At 74.6% G+C, this 15,142-nt stretch carries 14 protein-coding genes; 13 read left to right on the top strand and 1 reads right to left on the bottom strand.

Features of this window, described 5'->3' with window-relative positions; all coding sequences use genetic code 11:
- The first annotated feature begins 225 nt into the window (after positions 1-225).
- The 4 genes from ABZ858_RS13345 to ABZ858_RS13330 all read left to right on the top strand — a co-directional run bounded on the left by ABZ858_RS13345 (position 226) and on the right by ABZ858_RS13330 (position 4,508).
- Positions 226-786 (top strand): SDR family oxidoreductase, encoded by a 561-nt coding sequence (locus tag ABZ858_RS13345; RefSeq protein ID WP_361376052.1) that lies wholly within the window; start codon positions 226-228, stop codon positions 784-786.
- A 163-nt stretch (positions 787-949) separates the two neighbouring features.
- Positions 950-2,227 (top strand): MFS transporter, encoded by a 1,278-nt coding sequence (locus ABZ858_RS13340; protein ID WP_361376049.1) that lies wholly within the window; start codon positions 950-952, stop codon positions 2,225-2,227.
- Positions 2,228-2,644: 417 nt separating this feature from the next.
- Complete coding sequence (locus tag ABZ858_RS13335; RefSeq protein WP_361376046.1) at positions 2,645-3,790, top strand: transposase; 1,146 nt, start codon at positions 2,645-2,647, stop codon at positions 3,788-3,790.
- 28 nt (positions 3,791-3,818) lie between these two features.
- On the top strand, positions 3,819-4,508 hold the full coding sequence (locus tag ABZ858_RS13330) for a response regulator transcription factor (RefSeq protein ID WP_361376043.1): 690 nt from the start codon (positions 3,819-3,821) through the stop codon (positions 4,506-4,508).
- A 115-nt stretch (positions 4,509-4,623) separates the two neighbouring features.
- Here ABZ858_RS13330 and ABZ858_RS13325 read toward each other — a convergent pair whose 3' ends face one another.
- Positions 4,624-5,496 carry an arylmalonate decarboxylase gene (locus tag ABZ858_RS13325; protein WP_361376040.1) on the bottom strand — a complete coding sequence of 291 codons (873 nt, stop codon included), beginning with the start codon at positions 5,494-5,496 and terminating at the stop codon, positions 4,624-4,626.
- A 211-nt stretch (positions 5,497-5,707) separates the two neighbouring features.
- Between ABZ858_RS13325 and ABZ858_RS13320 the strand changes: the two genes are divergently transcribed.
- The 9 genes from ABZ858_RS13320 to ABZ858_RS13280 all read left to right on the top strand — a co-directional run bounded on the left by ABZ858_RS13320 (position 5,708) and on the right by ABZ858_RS13280 (position 15,127).
- Complete coding sequence (locus tag ABZ858_RS13320) at positions 5,708-6,859, top strand: isopropylmalate synthase (protein ID WP_361376037.1); 1,152 nt, start codon at positions 5,708-5,710, stop codon at positions 6,857-6,859.
- A gap of 82 nt (positions 6,860-6,941) precedes the next feature.
- The gene (locus tag ABZ858_RS13315; protein ID WP_361376034.1) at positions 6,942-7,127 is read left to right on the top strand and encodes a lysine biosynthesis protein LysW; all 186 of its coding nucleotides are present in this window, start codon (positions 6,942-6,944) and stop codon (positions 7,125-7,127) included.
- A gap of 1 nt (position 7,128) precedes the next feature.
- Complete coding sequence (locus tag ABZ858_RS13310; protein ID WP_361376031.1) at positions 7,129-7,977, top strand: RimK family alpha-L-glutamate ligase; 849 nt, start codon at positions 7,129-7,131, stop codon at positions 7,975-7,977.
- Complete coding sequence (gene argC, locus ABZ858_RS13305; protein ID WP_361376028.1) at positions 7,974-9,044, top strand: N-acetyl-gamma-glutamyl-phosphate reductase; 1,071 nt, start codon at positions 7,974-7,976, stop codon at positions 9,042-9,044. The genes ABZ858_RS13310 and argC overlap by 4 nt, the downstream gene beginning before the upstream one ends.
- A 134-nt stretch (positions 9,045-9,178) precedes the next feature.
- Positions 9,179-9,949, top strand: coding sequence for an acetylglutamate kinase (locus ABZ858_RS13300; RefSeq protein WP_361376188.1), 771 nt, complete (start codon positions 9,179-9,181; stop codon positions 9,947-9,949).
- Between the two features lie 11 nt (positions 9,950-9,960).
- The gene (locus tag ABZ858_RS13295; RefSeq protein WP_361376025.1) at positions 9,961-10,524 is read left to right on the top strand and encodes a gamma-glutamyl-gamma-aminobutyrate hydrolase family protein; all 564 of its coding nucleotides are present in this window, start codon (positions 9,961-9,963) and stop codon (positions 10,522-10,524) included.
- A 51-nt stretch (positions 10,525-10,575) separates the two neighbouring features.
- Positions 10,576-11,700: a Glu/Leu/Phe/Val dehydrogenase dimerization domain-containing protein gene (locus tag ABZ858_RS13290; RefSeq protein WP_361376022.1), complete on the top strand. Its 1,125-nt coding sequence runs from the start codon at positions 10,576-10,578 to the stop codon at positions 11,698-11,700.
- On the top strand, positions 11,697-13,706 hold the full coding sequence (locus ABZ858_RS13285; protein WP_361376019.1) for an AMP-binding protein: 2,010 nt from the start codon (positions 11,697-11,699) through the stop codon (positions 13,704-13,706). The genes ABZ858_RS13290 and ABZ858_RS13285 overlap by 4 nt, the downstream gene beginning before the upstream one ends.
- A gap of 95 nt (positions 13,707-13,801) precedes the next feature.
- Positions 13,802-15,127 carry a pyridoxal phosphate-dependent aminotransferase gene (locus tag ABZ858_RS13280; protein ID WP_361376016.1) on the top strand — a complete coding sequence of 442 codons (1,326 nt, stop codon included), beginning with the start codon at positions 13,802-13,804 and terminating at the stop codon, positions 15,125-15,127.
- Positions 15,128-15,142: the final 15 nt, after the last annotated feature.

Raw genomic sequence — 15,142 nt, 5'->3', positions numbered from 1 at the left:
CCTGCATACGTCCGGGCGGCCCGCAACAGGTCCGAAGGCTCCGGCCCTCAGCCTGTCCGAAGGCTCCGGCCCTCAGCCTGTCCGAAGGCTCCGGCCCTCAGCCTGTCCGAAGGCTCCGGCCCTCAGCCGGTCCGAAGGTTTCCCGAAGTGCCGGGGCGCACGCTCGGTCCTGCCGGACGGTACCGCGCGTCCGGCGGGAGCGACCGCACGGAGGGAGCGGCAGGCATGACCAGATACGCCGGCCGGAGGGCCGTGGTCGTCGGTGAGAGCGCCGCTATCGGCCTGGCCATCGCCAAGCGCCTGGTGGAAGGCGGTGCCGAAGTGGTGCTGACCGCCGCCACACCGCACGAGCGCGACCGCGCGGCCGCCGAACTCGGCTCCGCAGCCCGGGTCGTCGCCCCGGCCGCCCTCGGTACCTGCCTCGGCTCCGCCGGGGGCGAGGTGGACCTGCTGTTCGCGGACACCGTGCCGGCCGCGCGGCTGCTGCTGCCCCGGCTGAAGGACGGCGGCGCCGCGGTGCTCACCGCCGCCGGGCCGTCCTCCGACGGGCCGCCCTCCGCCGGTGTGCACGCGCTCGCCGCGGAGGCCGTCTCCCGTGGCATCCGGGTCAACGCGGTGGCCCCCGGCTGTATCGAGGCGCCGGGCGGCGCCGCCGTGCCGCTGCCGCCGCTGGGCCGCCTCGGCGCCGCCGAGGAGGTCGCCCGGGCCGCCCTCTTCCTGGCGACCGACGCGACCTTCACGACCGGGGCCCGGCTCCCGGTCGACGGCGGCCTCGGGCACGTGTGACGCCCGGCGCCCACGTTCAGGTCAGGCCCACGTCCAGGCTCAGGTCCAGGCCCGGGCTCGCGCCCTCACCCGCAGACCCCTCACCCGCAGCCCCCCGCACCCTCTCCCGCCCTCCTCACCCCCCTCACCCCCTCCCGTCCCCAGAACCCACGGAGTACCTCACATGAGCACCGCACCCGACACCGCGGCCGGTTCCGCCGCAGGCCCCGGACCCGGCACCGGTCCAGGCGCCGCCGCAGGCGCCGGCGCCGAGACCGGCGCGGCGGGAGGCGGCGAGCCGCAGCGGCTCCCGCTCCTCGCCCTGCTCGCCCTGGCGACCGCCGTCTTCATCACCAGCCTCACCGAGACCCTCCCGGCGGGCCTGCTGCCCGCGATGAGCCACGACCTCAAGGTGAGCGAGTCCGCGACCGGCCAGACCGTCACCATCTACGCGATCGGCACCGCGCTGACCGCGATCCCGCTGACCGCGGCCACCGCGGGCTGGCGGCGCAAGCGGCTGCTGCTGACCGCCATGGGCGGCTTCGCCCTGGCCAACACCGTCACGGCCGTGTCCTCCGCCTACGGGCTGACCATGGCGGCCCGTTTCGTCGCGGGCGTCGCCGCCGGCCTGGCCTGGGCGCTGCTCGCCGGGTACGCGCGGCGCATGGCGCCGCCCCAGCTCCAGGGCCGGGCGATCGCCATCGCCATGGCGGGCATCCCGGTGGCCCTCTCGCTCGGCGTGCCCGCCGGGACCTTCCTCGGCAAGGTGACCGACTGGCGCGTGGCCTTCCTCGCCATGACCGCGCTCACCGTGGTCCTCCTGCTGTGGATCACCGCGGCCGTGCCGGACTACCCGGGGCAGGAACGCGGCGAGCGCCCCAGGATGCTGCAGGCCCTGCGCGTGCCGGGCGTGACCCCGGTCCTCTTCGTCACCCTCGTCTTCGTCCTCGCCCACACCATCCTGTACGCCTACATCGCCACCTTCCTCGACGACCTGGGCCTGGGCGGCAACACCGATCTGGTGCTCCTCGTCTTCGGCGCGGCCTCGCTGGCGAGCATCTGGATCGTCGGCGCCCAGATCCACCGCCGGCTGCGCGCCCTGACCGTCGCCAGCGCCCTGCTGGTCGCCGTGGCCGCCGCCGTGCTGGCGGTGCTCGCCGACCACACCGCCTTCGTCTACGTCGCCGCCGTGCTGTGGGGCCTGGGCTGGGGCGGGGTGCCCACCCTGCTGCAGACCGCGGCCGGTGAGGCGGGCGGCGAGCACGCCGACTCCGCCCAGGCGATGCTGGTCACCCTGTGGAACGTGGCGATGGCGGCCGGCGGGGTCATCGGCGGTGTGCTGCTGGACGTCGCCGGCAGCGACTCCTTCCCCTGGAGCGTGCTGCTGCTCCTGCTGCCGGTGCTCGCCGTCGTCCTCGCCGCCCGCCCCCACGGCTTCCCGGCCCGGCGGTCCGCCGACTAGGGCCTGTCGCGGAAGCGGCGCCTGCCGCGGAAGTGGCGCCTGCCGCCCCGTACGGCTCGGCACCGCACGTCTCCCGGACCGCCGCCCGGCCCCCCTGCCGGCCGCCGAAGGTACGTCCCCCGGCCTTCGGCGGCCATTAGCCGCTTTCGGTGCTGCGTCAACTTTTCATGCGCCGTTGACATTCCGGCAGTCGAAAAATGGCGTCACAACGGCCGTTCGCGCAGATCAGAGCGCGAATTGGCGAAGTGATAAGCCAGCCTCGACATTGCCGCTCCGGGCGGTATTTTTGTATCCCGTGCGGATGCGCCATGCACTGACATGAGTGCGATCAGTACGTAATCAAGGGGGACCCCTCACATGTCGTCAAGCGGGATACGGTCGGCCATGCCGGGCGAAGGCGCGTCCATACGGAGTTTCGTGGACGACGTCTTCAGATCGCTTCGCCGGGCGGAACAGCGCCGTTGGGCCCGGGAGTATCTCTGGGCCCTGATCCATGTCTCCGGCAAGAAAACACCACGCCGTCTCGGGCGGGCCCCGGCCCTGCCCTCCTCGGCGGTGCACGGCCTGGACCAGTTCATCAACGCCAGCCCGTGGGACTGGCGCCCGGTGCGGCGCCGGCTCGCCCGCCGGGCCGCGGCCGCCGCCACCCCGCTCGCCTGGACCGTGGCCGAACTGATCATCCCCAAGACCGGCGAGCACTCCGTCGGGGTGCACCGCCGCGTGGACGGGACGACCGGGCGCACCGTCAACTGCCAGCGCGCCCTCGGTCTCTTCCTGGCCACGGACACCCACTGCTTACCGCTGGACTGGAGCCTGCTGCTCAGCGGCCCCTGGGAGCACGACGCCCCGCGCCGGCGCCGCGCCCGCGTACCGGAGACGGAGACCGCGCGCCCGGCCGGCGCCCACGTGGTCGACCACGCCGCCGGCGCACTCGCCCACGCGCCCGACGTCCCCTGGGTGCTCGACCTGACCCGGTACGAGGACGCGACCGGGGTGCTCGCCGGGCTCGCCCGGCTGGGACGCGAGGTGGTGTGCGAGGTCGGTCCCGGCCAGGCCGTGCTCGTCGGGCAGCACCTCCCGGCCGTGAGCACCGTGGGCGCGCTGATGGCCGCCCGGCACGCCCGGCAGGCGCACCTCATGGCCGCCCGGAACACGGAGGGCCGCTCCCGCGCGGTGCCCGTGCGCACCTACCAGGGAACGGTCCGGCTGCCCCACCCCGGCCCTGGCCCCGGCGCCGAGGGGGACGCGCGCACGTACCGCGTCCTGGAACAGCCGGACCCGAACGGCCGCGGCACCCGGTACTGGATCACCACCCTGGTGGACCGGCGGGTGGAGGAGGTGCTCGGTCTCGGCCGGGTCCGCACCGCCGCCCGGACGGCCGTCGGCACGCTGCGGGAACGGTACGGCGTGCTCGACTTCGAGGGCCGGTCCTTCCCCGGCTGGCACCACCACATGACCATGGCCTCCGCCGCACACGTCTACGAACACCTGTACGGAGCATCCCGTGCCACTCCCGGGGCACCGGCGCCGCCGCCCGCCGAACTCACCGGCGTGGCGGGCTGATGACGGGCGAGGAGAAGGGACGGGACACGTGACGAACGTACTCGTGGTGGAGCGGGACACCGCCACCGCCGAAGCCATGGTGCACGACCTGCGGCGGCAGGGGTACGCCGCGCGCAGCGTGCACACCGGCGCGCGCGCCCTGCGGAGCTACCGCGACGCCGATCTGGTGCTGCTCTCGCTGGAACTGCCCGACATCGACGGACTGGAGGTGTGCCGGTCCGTGCGCAGCGGCGGCGGCACCCCGCTGATCGCCGTCACCGACCCCGACGACGAACTCGACCGGGTGCTCGCCCTCAACGCGGGCGCGGACGACTGCGTGGCGAAAACCTGGGGATTCCGGGAGATCGGCGCCCGTATCGAGGCGGTGCTGCGCCGCGCCCGTCCGGTACGGGACACCATCGGGCCCATTTCCCTGCGCCCCCTCCACATGGACCCGCGCATCCAGGAAGTACGCCTGCACGACCGGGTCGTCCCGGTCACGTCGAAAGAATTCGAACTGCTCTACACCCTGGCCGCCACCCCGGAAACCGTGCTGTCGCGCAATGAGCTGATGGAAAGGGTGTGGGGGAGCAGCTGGGGCAGTGCCAGCCGGACCATAGACACCCATGTCAGCAGCCTGCGGGCGAAACTCGGTTCCAGCCGGTGGATCATCACCGTACGGGGGGTGGGATACCGGATGGGCCATGCTTCCCGCGTGCCGGAACCGGCCGAGGGGTGAGGGACGGGAGGTGGCTGAGGGACGGGAGGTGGCTGAGGGGCCGGGGCGGCTGGGGGCTCGGGCGGCTCGGGCGGCTGAGGAGCGGTGGACGGTCCGGCCCAGCCCCCGCCGCGTATCAGGCCGCCGCCCGTTCCAGGCGCCGCAACAGCGGATGCGCGTCCCCGCCCGCGCCCCCGCCCCCGCCCGCACCCGCGCCCCCGCCCCCGCCCGCACCCGCACCCGCGCCCCCGCCCGCACCCGCGCCCCCGCCCGCACCCGCACCCGCGCCCCCGCTCGCGCCGCCTCCGTCGTCGCCCGCCGCCCGCAGTGCCCACCAGGCCGACGCCAGGTTGGAGGTGAGCAGGGTGCGCCGGCCGTCCTCCCCGGCGAGCCGGTCCAGCGCGGCGAGCGTGGCCATGCCCGTGCCGGTGAACAGCAGGGCCGTGTCGCCGGGGAGCCGGGCCTCGCGTATGCGCCGCAGCAGCGCCTCGGGCGTCACCTCGTACGGGTCGTAGTGGTCCCGGCCCGCCGGGTCCTTCGCCGCCGGTACCCGCAGCACGCCGTCGACCGTGAGGCCGGCCCGCTCCCAGAACGCGCGGGAGGTGTCGGTGAGCCACGACTCGTACGGGGAGACCAGGGTCAGCCGGGACACGCCCAGCGCCTCGCAGGCCGCCAGGATCGCCTGGGTCGAGGACCGCACGGGAAAGCCCGCCCGGTCCGACAGCCGCTCGCAGAAGTCCCGGTCCCCGTCCGGGCCCAGCAGGTAGTGCGAGGCGCTGCACGCCACCACGGCGGCGTGCAGCCGCAGCCGGCCGAAGTCGCCGAGCGTGCCCGGCAGTACGGCGTTGTACGTCTCCAGCATGTCCCGCAGCCCGATTCCCGGGGTCACCGGGAAACGGGACGTGTACACATTCATGCGGGCGGCCAGAAGGCTATTGAACTCCGGTTCCGCCGTGGGGTTCTCCGGCGGTACGACGACCCCCAGCCGAGGCAGTGAGAAAAGGTCCATGAAATCCACCGTAGGACGTAAGGCGCGCCCATGGCAGTGCGCTCCCGCAGATTTGTCGAGGGCGGACAGGAACCTTGCACGGCCTTTTCCCCTTGTCATTCCCTGACATTTGCCCAAGGAGTTCTGACACGGCGGACCTTGTTTTCCGCCGCCTTGCCGAAGAGGCTTTGGGGCAGTGCAGCGGACCATCCCGGAGAAGGAGTGACGGACCATGGCTGCGACAGAAATCCCCGGTACGGTTCCGGGATCACCCCGGATATCCGACGCCACCCTGCGCGACTCCGCGCACATGGCCGGCGTCGAGTTCGGGCCCAAGGACGCCGCGGCCATCGCCTCCCTGCTGGTGCGGACCGGCGTCGAGCTGGTCGAGGTGGGCATGGTGTCCGGCCCGGACTCCAAGGACGCCGATCTCGTCCTGGCCACCCACGAGGAGATCGGCCCCGAGCGCAGCATGACGCTGGTCGTCGTGCGCGACCGCCGGCAGGTCGCGACGGCACTCGACGAGGCCGCCCGCCTGGGCGTGCGGCACATCATGTACTCCATCCCCACCTCCGAGCAGCACGCCGCGCTCAAACTGGGCTCGTCCAGCGCCAAGTTCCTCACCGCGCTGGCCCGTTCCGCGATCACCCAGGCCAAGGAGCGCGGCTTCCACGTCACCTTCAGCGGCGAGGACGGCGCCCGCACCCCCGCTGAGCGGCTCGTCCCGTACGTGAGCGCGGGGTTCGAGGCCGGTGCCGACCGCTTCCGGCTCGCGGAGACCGTCGCCCAGCTGTCGCCCTGGCAGATGGAAGAGGTGATCGGCCGGCTCACCGCGCTCGACGGCGCGGAGATCGAGATCCACTCGCACCACATGCTCGGCATGGCCGTCGCCAACTCGCTGGCGGCCGTCCGCGCGGGCGCGCGGTGGATCTCCGCGACCGTCGGCGGCATCGGTGAGCGCGGCGGCAACGCCCCGCTGGCCGAACTGCTCACCGCGCTGCGCGTCATGCACGGCGACACCCGCTTCGACCTCACCCACCTCACCGAGCTGTCCCGCCTCGCCCTGCGCGGCGCCGGCCTCGGTGACGCCTTCCAGTCCGGGCCCACCACCCCGCACGCCTTCGCCTACGAGCTTCCGGGCCAGCTCAGCAACCCGGAGGCGTACGAGACGCTGCCCGCCGAACTCGTCGGCAACCAGCGGGAACTGCGGGTGCGCAGGCGCCTCACCCCGGCCCTGGTCCGGTGGGCGCTGGCCGACTCGGGCATCGACGTCGACGTCGACGCCTTCACCCCCTGGCTGACCGAACGCCAGGAGCGGGCGGGCGGCCCGCTGCTCGACCGGGACGCGATCCGCAAGGCGGCCGTCGACTTCCAGCCCGCCTGAGACACCCCCGCCGGCCCACCTGACACGTCCCACCCGCACCTCCCCAACCCTCACCACGCCCGTCCACGAACGGAGTTCCCCCATGCCCACCGCCACCCTCTCCGGCGCCTGCCCCGAGTGCGAGACCGGCCTGACCGTGCCGCCGGTCGTGCGCGGCGAGACCCTCTCCTGCCCGGAGTGCCTGCTCACGCTGCGGGTCGAGGGCGTCGAGGACGGCCGCCTCGCCCTGCGGATGGTCGAGGTCCAGCTCCGCGACTGGGGCCAGTGACATGGGCAACGCCGTCGCGATCGTCGCGGACCGGCTCGGCTGGGAGGAACGCCTGCTGATCCAGGCCGCCCCGGACTTCGGCCTGCGCGCCGACTGGGTCAACGACGAGTCCCTGGGCCTCGGCGACCCGGACGCGCCCTCCGTCAAGGACTACGACCTGCTGCTGGTGCGCAGCCGCAGCTACACCCGCGGCGGCCTGATCGCCACCCTCGCCGAGGCCGCCGGGGTCCGCACCCTCAACACCGCACGGGCCATCCACGCCTGCGAGAACAAGGCCGCCCTGCGCGCCCTGCTGCACACCGCGGGCGTGCCCGTGCCCGACTTCCGGCTCGTGCTGTCCCGCACGGACTTCACCCGGGCGCTGGCGGAGCTGGAACTGCCGCTGGTCCTCAAGCCGGTCTTCGGCGGCATGGGCAAGCGGGTCACCCTGCTCCGCGACGCCGACACCGCCCAGTCCGTGTACGACTACGTCGAGGACCTCGGGCACGCCTTCGAGCAGGCCGGACTCGTGGAGCCGTACCTCGGCGGCTCCTCGGTGCGCTGCCTCGTCGTCGGCCGGGAACTGGTCGGCGCCGCCGAGTTCGAGAGCGGCGGCACCGACTGGCGCACCAACGCGGCGCTCGGCAACAAGCACCGCGCCCTCGCGCACGACCCCGACATCCTGAAGATCGTCGACGGCGTCGTGGCCGAACTCGGCCCCGGCATCTACGGAGTCGACCTCTTCCGCACCCCGGACGGCCTCCTCGTCAACGAGGTCAACCACGCCCCCGCGTTCCGGGCGGTGGCCTCGGCCACCGGAGCGGACATCGCGTCGGCCATCGGCCGCTGGCTGCAGGAGCTGCTCGCATGATCCGCGCAGGAGTGGTCGGCGCCTCCGGGCTCGCCGGCGGCGACCTCATCCGACTCATCACCCACCATCCCGGCCTGGAGCTGACCTTCCTCGGCGGTTCCTCCCGCATCGGCAGGCGCCCGGCGGAACTGCACCCGGGCCTCCGCCTCGACCTGGGCCTGACCGTGGAGCCCGTCACCGAGGACATCGCCGACCGCGTCGACGTCGTCTTCCTCGCCACACCCGCGCCGGTCTCGGCGGAACTCGCCGCCCTGCTGGCCGACCGCGTCCCGGCGGTGATCGACCTCAGCGGAGCCTTCCGCATCCGCACCCCGCACCTGCACGACCGCTGGTACCCGAAGGTGCGGCGGCGCGCCGACCTCGCGGACCGCTTCGTGTACGGCGTACCGGAACTGGTCGGCGACCGGCTGGCCGACGCCCCGCTGATCTCGCTGCCCGGCTGCTACGCCACCGCCATCACCCTGGGACTCGCCCCGCTCACCCTGGGCCTCGGCCTGGACCTGAAGACCGTGGTGGTCGACGGCAAGAGCGGCTCCAGCGGCGGCGGCCTCCAGCTGCGCACCGCCGACCTGCACCCCTTCCGCAGCGGGGCCATCGCACCGTACGCCCCGACCGGGCACCGGCACGCCGCCGAGGTCGGTGACTTCCTGACGCGCGACGGAGCCGGCACCATCGGTTCGCTGACCATGTCCGCGTACGGTGTCTCGCACGTTCGGGGCCTGCTGACCAGCAGTTACGTCTTCCCCGCCGAGGATGCCGGGCCGCTCGGCCAGCGTGAGCTGCACCGGGCGTACCTGCGGTACTTCAAGGACCACCCGTTCGTCCGGGTGCGCCGGCACACCGAGACGCTGATCCCGGTACCGGACCCGCAGGCCGTGCTCGGCTCCAACTTCTGCGATGTGACGGTGCTGCGGGACGAGGAGGACGACAGCGGCCGCATCGTGGTCCTCGCCGCCCTCGACAACCTCGTCAAGGGGGCCGCGGGCCAGGCCGTGCAGGCCGCCAACATCCGGTTCGGACTGCCCCAGGAGACGGGGCTGACCATGCAGCCGGTGATGCCCGCATGACCGGGACGGCGAAGTCCGGCACGCCGGACGGCCCCGCGCAGGACGGCCCCGCGCAGGACGGCCCCGCGCAGGACGGCCCCGCGCAGGACGGCCGCGGCCAGGGCGGCCCCGCGCCGGACGGCCCCGCGCCGGTCGTGGTCAAGCTCGGCGGCAGCTGCCTCGACGAGCTGGACGGCGCCTGGTGGGACGACCTGGCCGAGCTGGGGCGGACGCGGCCCCTGATCCTCGTCCACGGCTGGTCCAAGCCGCTCAAGCGGTTCCATCCGCGCCACCGGGCACCCTCGGCGATCCTGCGCGACCGCTACGGCAACCAGAGCCGGTGGACCACCCCCGAGGTGATCGCCGACATCAAGACCGTCAGCGCCGGTCTGGGCATCCAGGTCATCGACCTGCTCGCCGCGCGCGGGATCACCGCCGAGCGGCTGCTCGGCAGCGACGGCCTGGTCCGCGCCGGGCAGGCCGAACGCTGGTGGTGGCGGGACAAGCAGCTCGTCGAGCTGGAGAACCGCGTCGGCCCGATCACCGGCGTGGACACCGAACCGCTGAAGGACCCGCGGCCCGGCCACGCCCACCTGATCACCCCGCTGGCCCGCAACGAGGCCGGCCAGGAGGTCAACACCGACGCCGACCGGGCCGCCGCGGCCCTCGCGGGCGCCGTCCGCGCCGCCCGCCTGGTCCTCGTCACCGACGTCGCCCACCTGCTGATCGACGGCGAACCGGTGCGCCGGATCGGGGCGCGGGCCGCGGCGGAGTTCCGCGACAAGGGCGCCACCGGAGGCATGCGCAAGAAGCTGCGGGCCGCGGGCGAGGCCCTGGACAGGGGTGTGGAGCAGGTCGTGATCGGCAGCGCGCCCGTCACCGACCTGACCGCCGGCCGCACCGGAACCGTCATCACCCGAGAATGAGGAGCACGTACGTGGCGCACCCCCGTGTGCTGGTCGTCAACAACGGAACACTGTCCCTGAAACAGCTCCGCGCCCGCTTCGAGGAACTGGGCTCGGACACCGACGCGGTGGACGTGGCGTCGGTGCCCGCCCGGCTCGGCGGCCGCTACCAGGCGATCGTGCTGAGCGGCACCAAGGTACGGGCCTACGACCGCGACCACTACCGGCCGCTGATCGACCTCGTGACCACCGCCGGCGTACCGGTCTTCGGGATCTGCGGCGGCATGCAGATCCTCGCCGTCGCGGCCGGCGGGCAGCTCGCGGAAGGGCCGCAGCGGGTCGGCGGCCACGAGGCGCAGGTCGACAAGGAGGAACCGCTCTTCGCGTACGTGAAGCCGACGGTGACGGTCTTCCACCGTCACACCCTGTACCTGCGGGCGGCCCCGGAGGGCTACCGGTCCATCGGCCGCTCCGAGCACGCGCCGGTGGAGTTCCTGCGCTCCGAGGACGGCCGGGTCCACGGCTCCCAGGCGCACCTGGAGTTCCGCAGCGACGGCCTGGAGATCCTGCGCGGCTTCACGCGGCTCTACCGGTGACCCCACCCGCATCGCACCCGCGAACCACCCGAAGACCTGGAGGAGTTGTCCATGAGTGCTAGTGCTCCGCAAGACGGCCAAGAGCCCGCGTTCACCGTCCACCTCAACGGCAGCGGCGGCGCCGTCAAGGGCTGGGTGGTCGTCGACACCCTCGTCGACGGCCTGGCCATGGGCGGCGTACGGATGACCCCGGGCGTCACCGAGGAGGAAGTGCGCGGCCTGGCCCGCGACATGACCGACAAGTTCACCCTGGCGGGCCTGCGTATCGGCGGCGCCAAGGGCGGCATCGTCTCCGACGGCAGCGGCCGCGAGGAGACGTTCCGCACCTTCGGCCGGACCGTCAAGCCGCTGCTGCACGGCGGCATCCACCTCGGCATCGACATGGGCGTCACCTCGGCGGACCGGGCCGTGTTCTTCGCCGAGGCCGGTTACGACCCGCGCTACCGGCTCGGCGTGCCGGACATGCCGATCGACTGGCGCACGTACTACGAGCCGCTGCTCGACGTCACCGGGCACGGGGTCGGCGTGGCGGCGGTCACCGCCCTGGAGGCGAGCGGGCACAGCGGGCCCGCCCGGGTCGTGGTGCAGGGCTTCGGCGCGGTGGGCCGGGCCGTCGCCCGCTTCCTGGAGGAGCGCGGGCACGTCGTCGTCGGCGTCGCGGACGTGCAGGGCACCATCAGCGCGGACCGGCTGCCGGTGGCCGAGCTGGCCGCCGTCACCGACGACTTCGGGCGCATCGACCGCTCCCGGCTGCCGCAGCACGTCACGCTCTCCGGCGAGCCGGACGCCTGGCTCGACGTCGACGCCGACCTGCTGGTCCTCGCCGCGCAGAAGCACGCGCTCAGCGCCGAGAACGCGCACCGGCTGCGGGCCGGGCTCGTGGTCGAGGGCGCCAACCTCGCCTCCAGCGCCGCCGCGAAGGAGAAGGCCGCCGCCTCCGGGGCCACCCTGGTCCCCGGCGTGATCGCCAACATCGGCGGCGCCGGCTCGGCCGCGCTGGCCGTCACCCGGGTCGTCCCCTTCGACCTCCCGGCGGACGCCCGCAAGCAGTGGGTCTTCGACTGGGTCGCCGACCGGGTCCGCCGCAACACCCGGGACCTGCTGGAGATCGCCGCCTCCCGGGCCGGCGATCCGCTGCCGGAACTGCTCGACGTCCGCCGCGAGGAGCGCCGATGACGACCACGACCGAGCCCGCGCAGCCCGCCGCCGGGCCGCCCGACCGGTCCGCTTCCCCCGCGACCGAGTCCCCGACAGCGCCAGCGCCAGTGACCGATCCCGCGACGGCGCCCGAGCCTACGACCGAGCCCGAGCCCGAGCCCGCGACGGCGACGGCGCCTGCGACCGAGCCTGCGCCTGCGCCTGCGACCGAGCCCGCACCCGCGACCGCCACCACGCCCGCACCCGCGACCGCCACCACGCCCGCACCCGCGACCGCCACCACGCCCGCACCCGCGATCGTCACCACGCCCGCACCCGAGCCCCCGCCCCCCGCCCCCGGCTTCGCCGCCTGGTACACCGGCCCCGTCTCGCCGGTCCCCCCGGAGCGCGCCGCCGAGTACCGGCGGCGCGGCTGGTGGCGGGAGGAGACCTTCCTGGACGACCTGTGGCGCCACGCCCGCGAGCGCCCGCGCAAGCTCGCCGTCGCGGCCCGCCGCGTCACCGAGTCCCGTACCGACACCCTGGACTACGGCGAACTCGTTCGGCTGACCGACCGGTTCGCCGCCGCGCTGCTCGGCCTCGGGGTGCGGCGGGGCGACTTCGTCGCCGTCCAGTTGCCCAACCGGTGGGAGACGGTGCCGCTGATCTTCGCCGCCCAGCGCGTGGGCGCCGTCATCTGCCCGATCGCGCCCGTCTGCCCCGAGCCCGAACTCCGCCACCGCCTCACCCTCACCGGCGCGCGGGTCCTCGTCACGCTCCCCGACTGGCAGGGCACCTCCCCGGCCCGGACCGCCACCGCGCTCAGGGACGAACTCGCCACGCTGGAGCACGTCGTGGTGGTGGACGGCCCGGTACCGGAGGGCGCGCTCTCCTTCCACGACCACTTCACGGCCGTACCCCGGGAAGAGCACCCGGACAGCGCACGGGACCTGGACGGCCTGGCGCTGACGGCTGACGAGCCGTTCGTGGTCCTGTTCACCTCCGGCACCACCGGCCTGTCCAAGGGCGTACTGCACAGCCAGAACACCGTCCACTCGGCGGTGCGCGGCTACGTCGACGCGTTCGGCGCCGGAGAGGACCGGCAGGACTGGGTGGCGGCCGTGTCCACCCCGCTCGTGCACTACTCCGGCTTCGCGCAGGGCGTCCTCGCGACCGTACTGCTCGGCGGCACCGTCGCCTTCCAGGACATCCGCCGCAACGAGGCCCTGCTCGACCTCGTCGAACGCTACGGCGCCACACTCCTTTACGGGCCGCCCGCCACCCTCGCCGACGTCGCCGCCGCGCAGCGGGCCGTCCACCGCGACACCGGCTCGCTGCGGCATGTCGTCGTCGGCTCGGCGCCCGTCCTGAAGGACCTCGCCGACGAGGTGCACGCCACCCTCGGGGCACGCGCCCACTCGCTGTGGGGCATGTCCGAGAACGGCCCGGTCACCATGACCCGGCCCGAGGACCCCGAGGACTGGGCCGCCCGCAGCAACGGCCGCGCCATCGACGCCATGGAGACCCGTATCGCCCCCTCGGGCATCGAGGGCGCCACCGACCCGGCCGGCCGCCTCCAGGTGCGCGGCGCCTCGCTCTCCCTCGGCTACCACCGGCGCCCCGAGGCGTTCGCGGCGGAACTCGGCGCGGACGGCTGGTTCGACACCGGCGACCTCGCCCGGGACGACGGCCGTGGCGGCATCCGCGTCCTCGGGCGGGCCCGCGACGCGATCGTCCGCGACGGGCGGTTCGCGCCGATGACCGAGCTGGAGGAGGTCATCACCGGCCACCCGAAGGCCGCGGAGGCCGCCCTGGTGGGCCTGCCGGCCCCCGACGGCGGCACCGGGACCGTCATCTGCGCCGTCGTGGCCCCCTACGGCGACACCGGACCCTCGCTCGACGAACTCCACACCCTGCTGCGGGAGTCCGGGCACGACCCGCGCTTCCTGCCGGACCGCCTGGAACCGCTGCCCGCCCTGCCCAGAACCCTGACCGGCAAGGTCCGCAAGGCGGAGCTGCGGCAGCGCTACGCCACGCCCGGCTGACGGGCCCGAGCCCGTCGCCTCCCCTCCGCCCCGGCCGCCCCCGCCCCTCGACCGCCCCGCGACCCGGCCCCCGCCCCTCGACCGTTGGAGTCCCCATGCCCGAGCCCACCCCGGTCTCCCTGTCGGCCACCCTCGCCGCCGACGAGATCCTGGAGCGCAGGCGCCGCGCCGGGGAACGGGTGCTGGCGATGACCAGCGGCGAGATCGGGCTGCCCGCCCACCCGGCGCTGCGCGAACGGCTCGCCGCCGCGGCGGACCGCACCGCGTACGGACCGGTGCCCGGCAGCCCGGAACTGCGCGCCGCCGCCGCCGGGTACTGGGCGCGGCGCGGCCTCGGCACCGACCCCGGGCTCGTCGTCGCCGGACCGGGCAGCAAGCCGCTCCTGTACGCGCTGCTGCTCGCCGTCGGCGGTGACGTGGTCGTCCCGGTGCCGAGCTGGGTCAGCTACGCGGCACAGGCCCGGCTCGCCGGGGCCCGCCCGCTGCCCGTACCGATCGTGCCGGGCCAGGGCGGGGTGCCCGACCCGGGGCGGCTGCGCGAGGCCGTGCTGCGGGCGCGGGCCCAGGGGCAGGACCCCCGGTCCGTGGTGGTGACGGTGCCGGACAACCCGACCGGCACCGTCGCCGCGCCCGGCACGGTACGCCGCCTGGCCGAGGCCGCCCGCGAACTCGGCCTGATCGTCATCTCCGACGAGATCTACTGCGATCTGGTCTACGACGTCCAAGGCGCCGCGGCCCCCGCCCGGTCCCCGGCCCTGGAGGCCCCCGAACGCACCGTCGTCACCACCGGCCTCACCAAGAACCTCGCGCTCGGCGGCTGGCGCACCGGTGTGGCCCGGCTGCCCGACAGCGACCTCGGGCACGCCCTGCGCACTCGGCTCGTCTCCGTCGCCAGCCAGCTCTGGTCCACCGCGCCCGCCCCCGTCCAGGCGGCCGCCGCGTACGCCTTCGCGGAGCCGCCGGAGATCACCGAGCGCGTCGCGGCCAGCCGCCGCCTGCACGAGACGGTGGTGCGCGCGGTCGCCGCCCGCTTCACCGCCGCCGGGGCCCTCCTGGCACCGGTCGCCGCCACCTGCTACCTCTACCCGGACTTCGCGCCGCTGCGGGACCGGCTGGCCGCGCTGCACGGCGTGCGAGGCGGCGACGACCTGGCCCGCCACCTCCTGGAACGCCATGGCGTCGGCGTCCTGCCGGCCTCCGCCTTCGGCGAGCCCCGCGACGCCCTGCGGATCCGCGCCGCCACCAGCCGCCTCTACGGCGACGACGACGAGCGGCGCACGGCCGCGCTCACCGCCGCCGACCCCCTGCGCCTGCCGTGGATCGCCGCGGCCGTCGAGCGGATCGGCGAGGTCCTGACCGACCTCACCGCCCCCCGCCCCACCAGTCGGCCTTCCCGCCGCCTGACCACTCCGGCCCCCTGACTCCGAGGAGCACCG

It is taken from the genome of Streptomyces sp. NPDC047017 (assembly GCF_040644175.1).
GTDB lineage: Bacteria > Actinomycetota > Actinomycetes > Streptomycetales > Streptomycetaceae > Streptomyces.
The sequence above is the reverse complement of the archived record's forward strand: the minus strand, read 5'-3'. Positions and strand labels throughout refer to the sequence as shown.

Bases quoted from the DNA above. Each gene is read 5' to 3' on its own strand.
- argC (WP_361376028.1), top strand. From the start codon at position 7,974: ATGATCCGCGCAGGAGTGGTCGGCGCCTCCGGGCTCGCCGGCGGCGAC.
- ABZ858_RS13280 (WP_361376016.1), top strand. From the start codon at position 13,802: ATGCCCGAGCCCACCCCGGTCTCCCTGTCGGCCACCCTCGCCGCCGAC.
- ABZ858_RS13310 (WP_361376031.1), top strand. From the start codon at position 7,129: ATGGGCAACGCCGTCGCGATCGTCGCGGACCGGCTCGGCTGGGAGGAA.
- ABZ858_RS13320 (WP_361376037.1), top strand. From the start codon at position 5,708: ATGGCTGCGACAGAAATCCCCGGTACGGTTCCGGGATCACCCCGGATA.
- ABZ858_RS13325 (WP_361376040.1), bottom strand. From the start codon at position 5,496: ATGGACCTTTTCTCACTGCCTCGGCTGGGGGTCGTCGTACCGCCGGAG.
- ABZ858_RS13315 (WP_361376034.1), top strand. From the start codon at position 6,942: ATGCCCACCGCCACCCTCTCCGGCGCCTGCCCCGAGTGCGAGACCGGC.
- ABZ858_RS13340 (WP_361376049.1), top strand. From the start codon at position 950: ATGAGCACCGCACCCGACACCGCGGCCGGTTCCGCCGCAGGCCCCGGA.
- ABZ858_RS13285 (WP_361376019.1), top strand. From the start codon at position 11,697: ATGACGACCACGACCGAGCCCGCGCAGCCCGCCGCCGGGCCGCCCGAC.
- ABZ858_RS13290 (WP_361376022.1), top strand. From the start codon at position 10,576: ATGAGTGCTAGTGCTCCGCAAGACGGCCAAGAGCCCGCGTTCACCGTC.
- ABZ858_RS13345 (WP_361376052.1), top strand. From the start codon at position 226: ATGACCAGATACGCCGGCCGGAGGGCCGTGGTCGTCGGTGAGAGCGCC.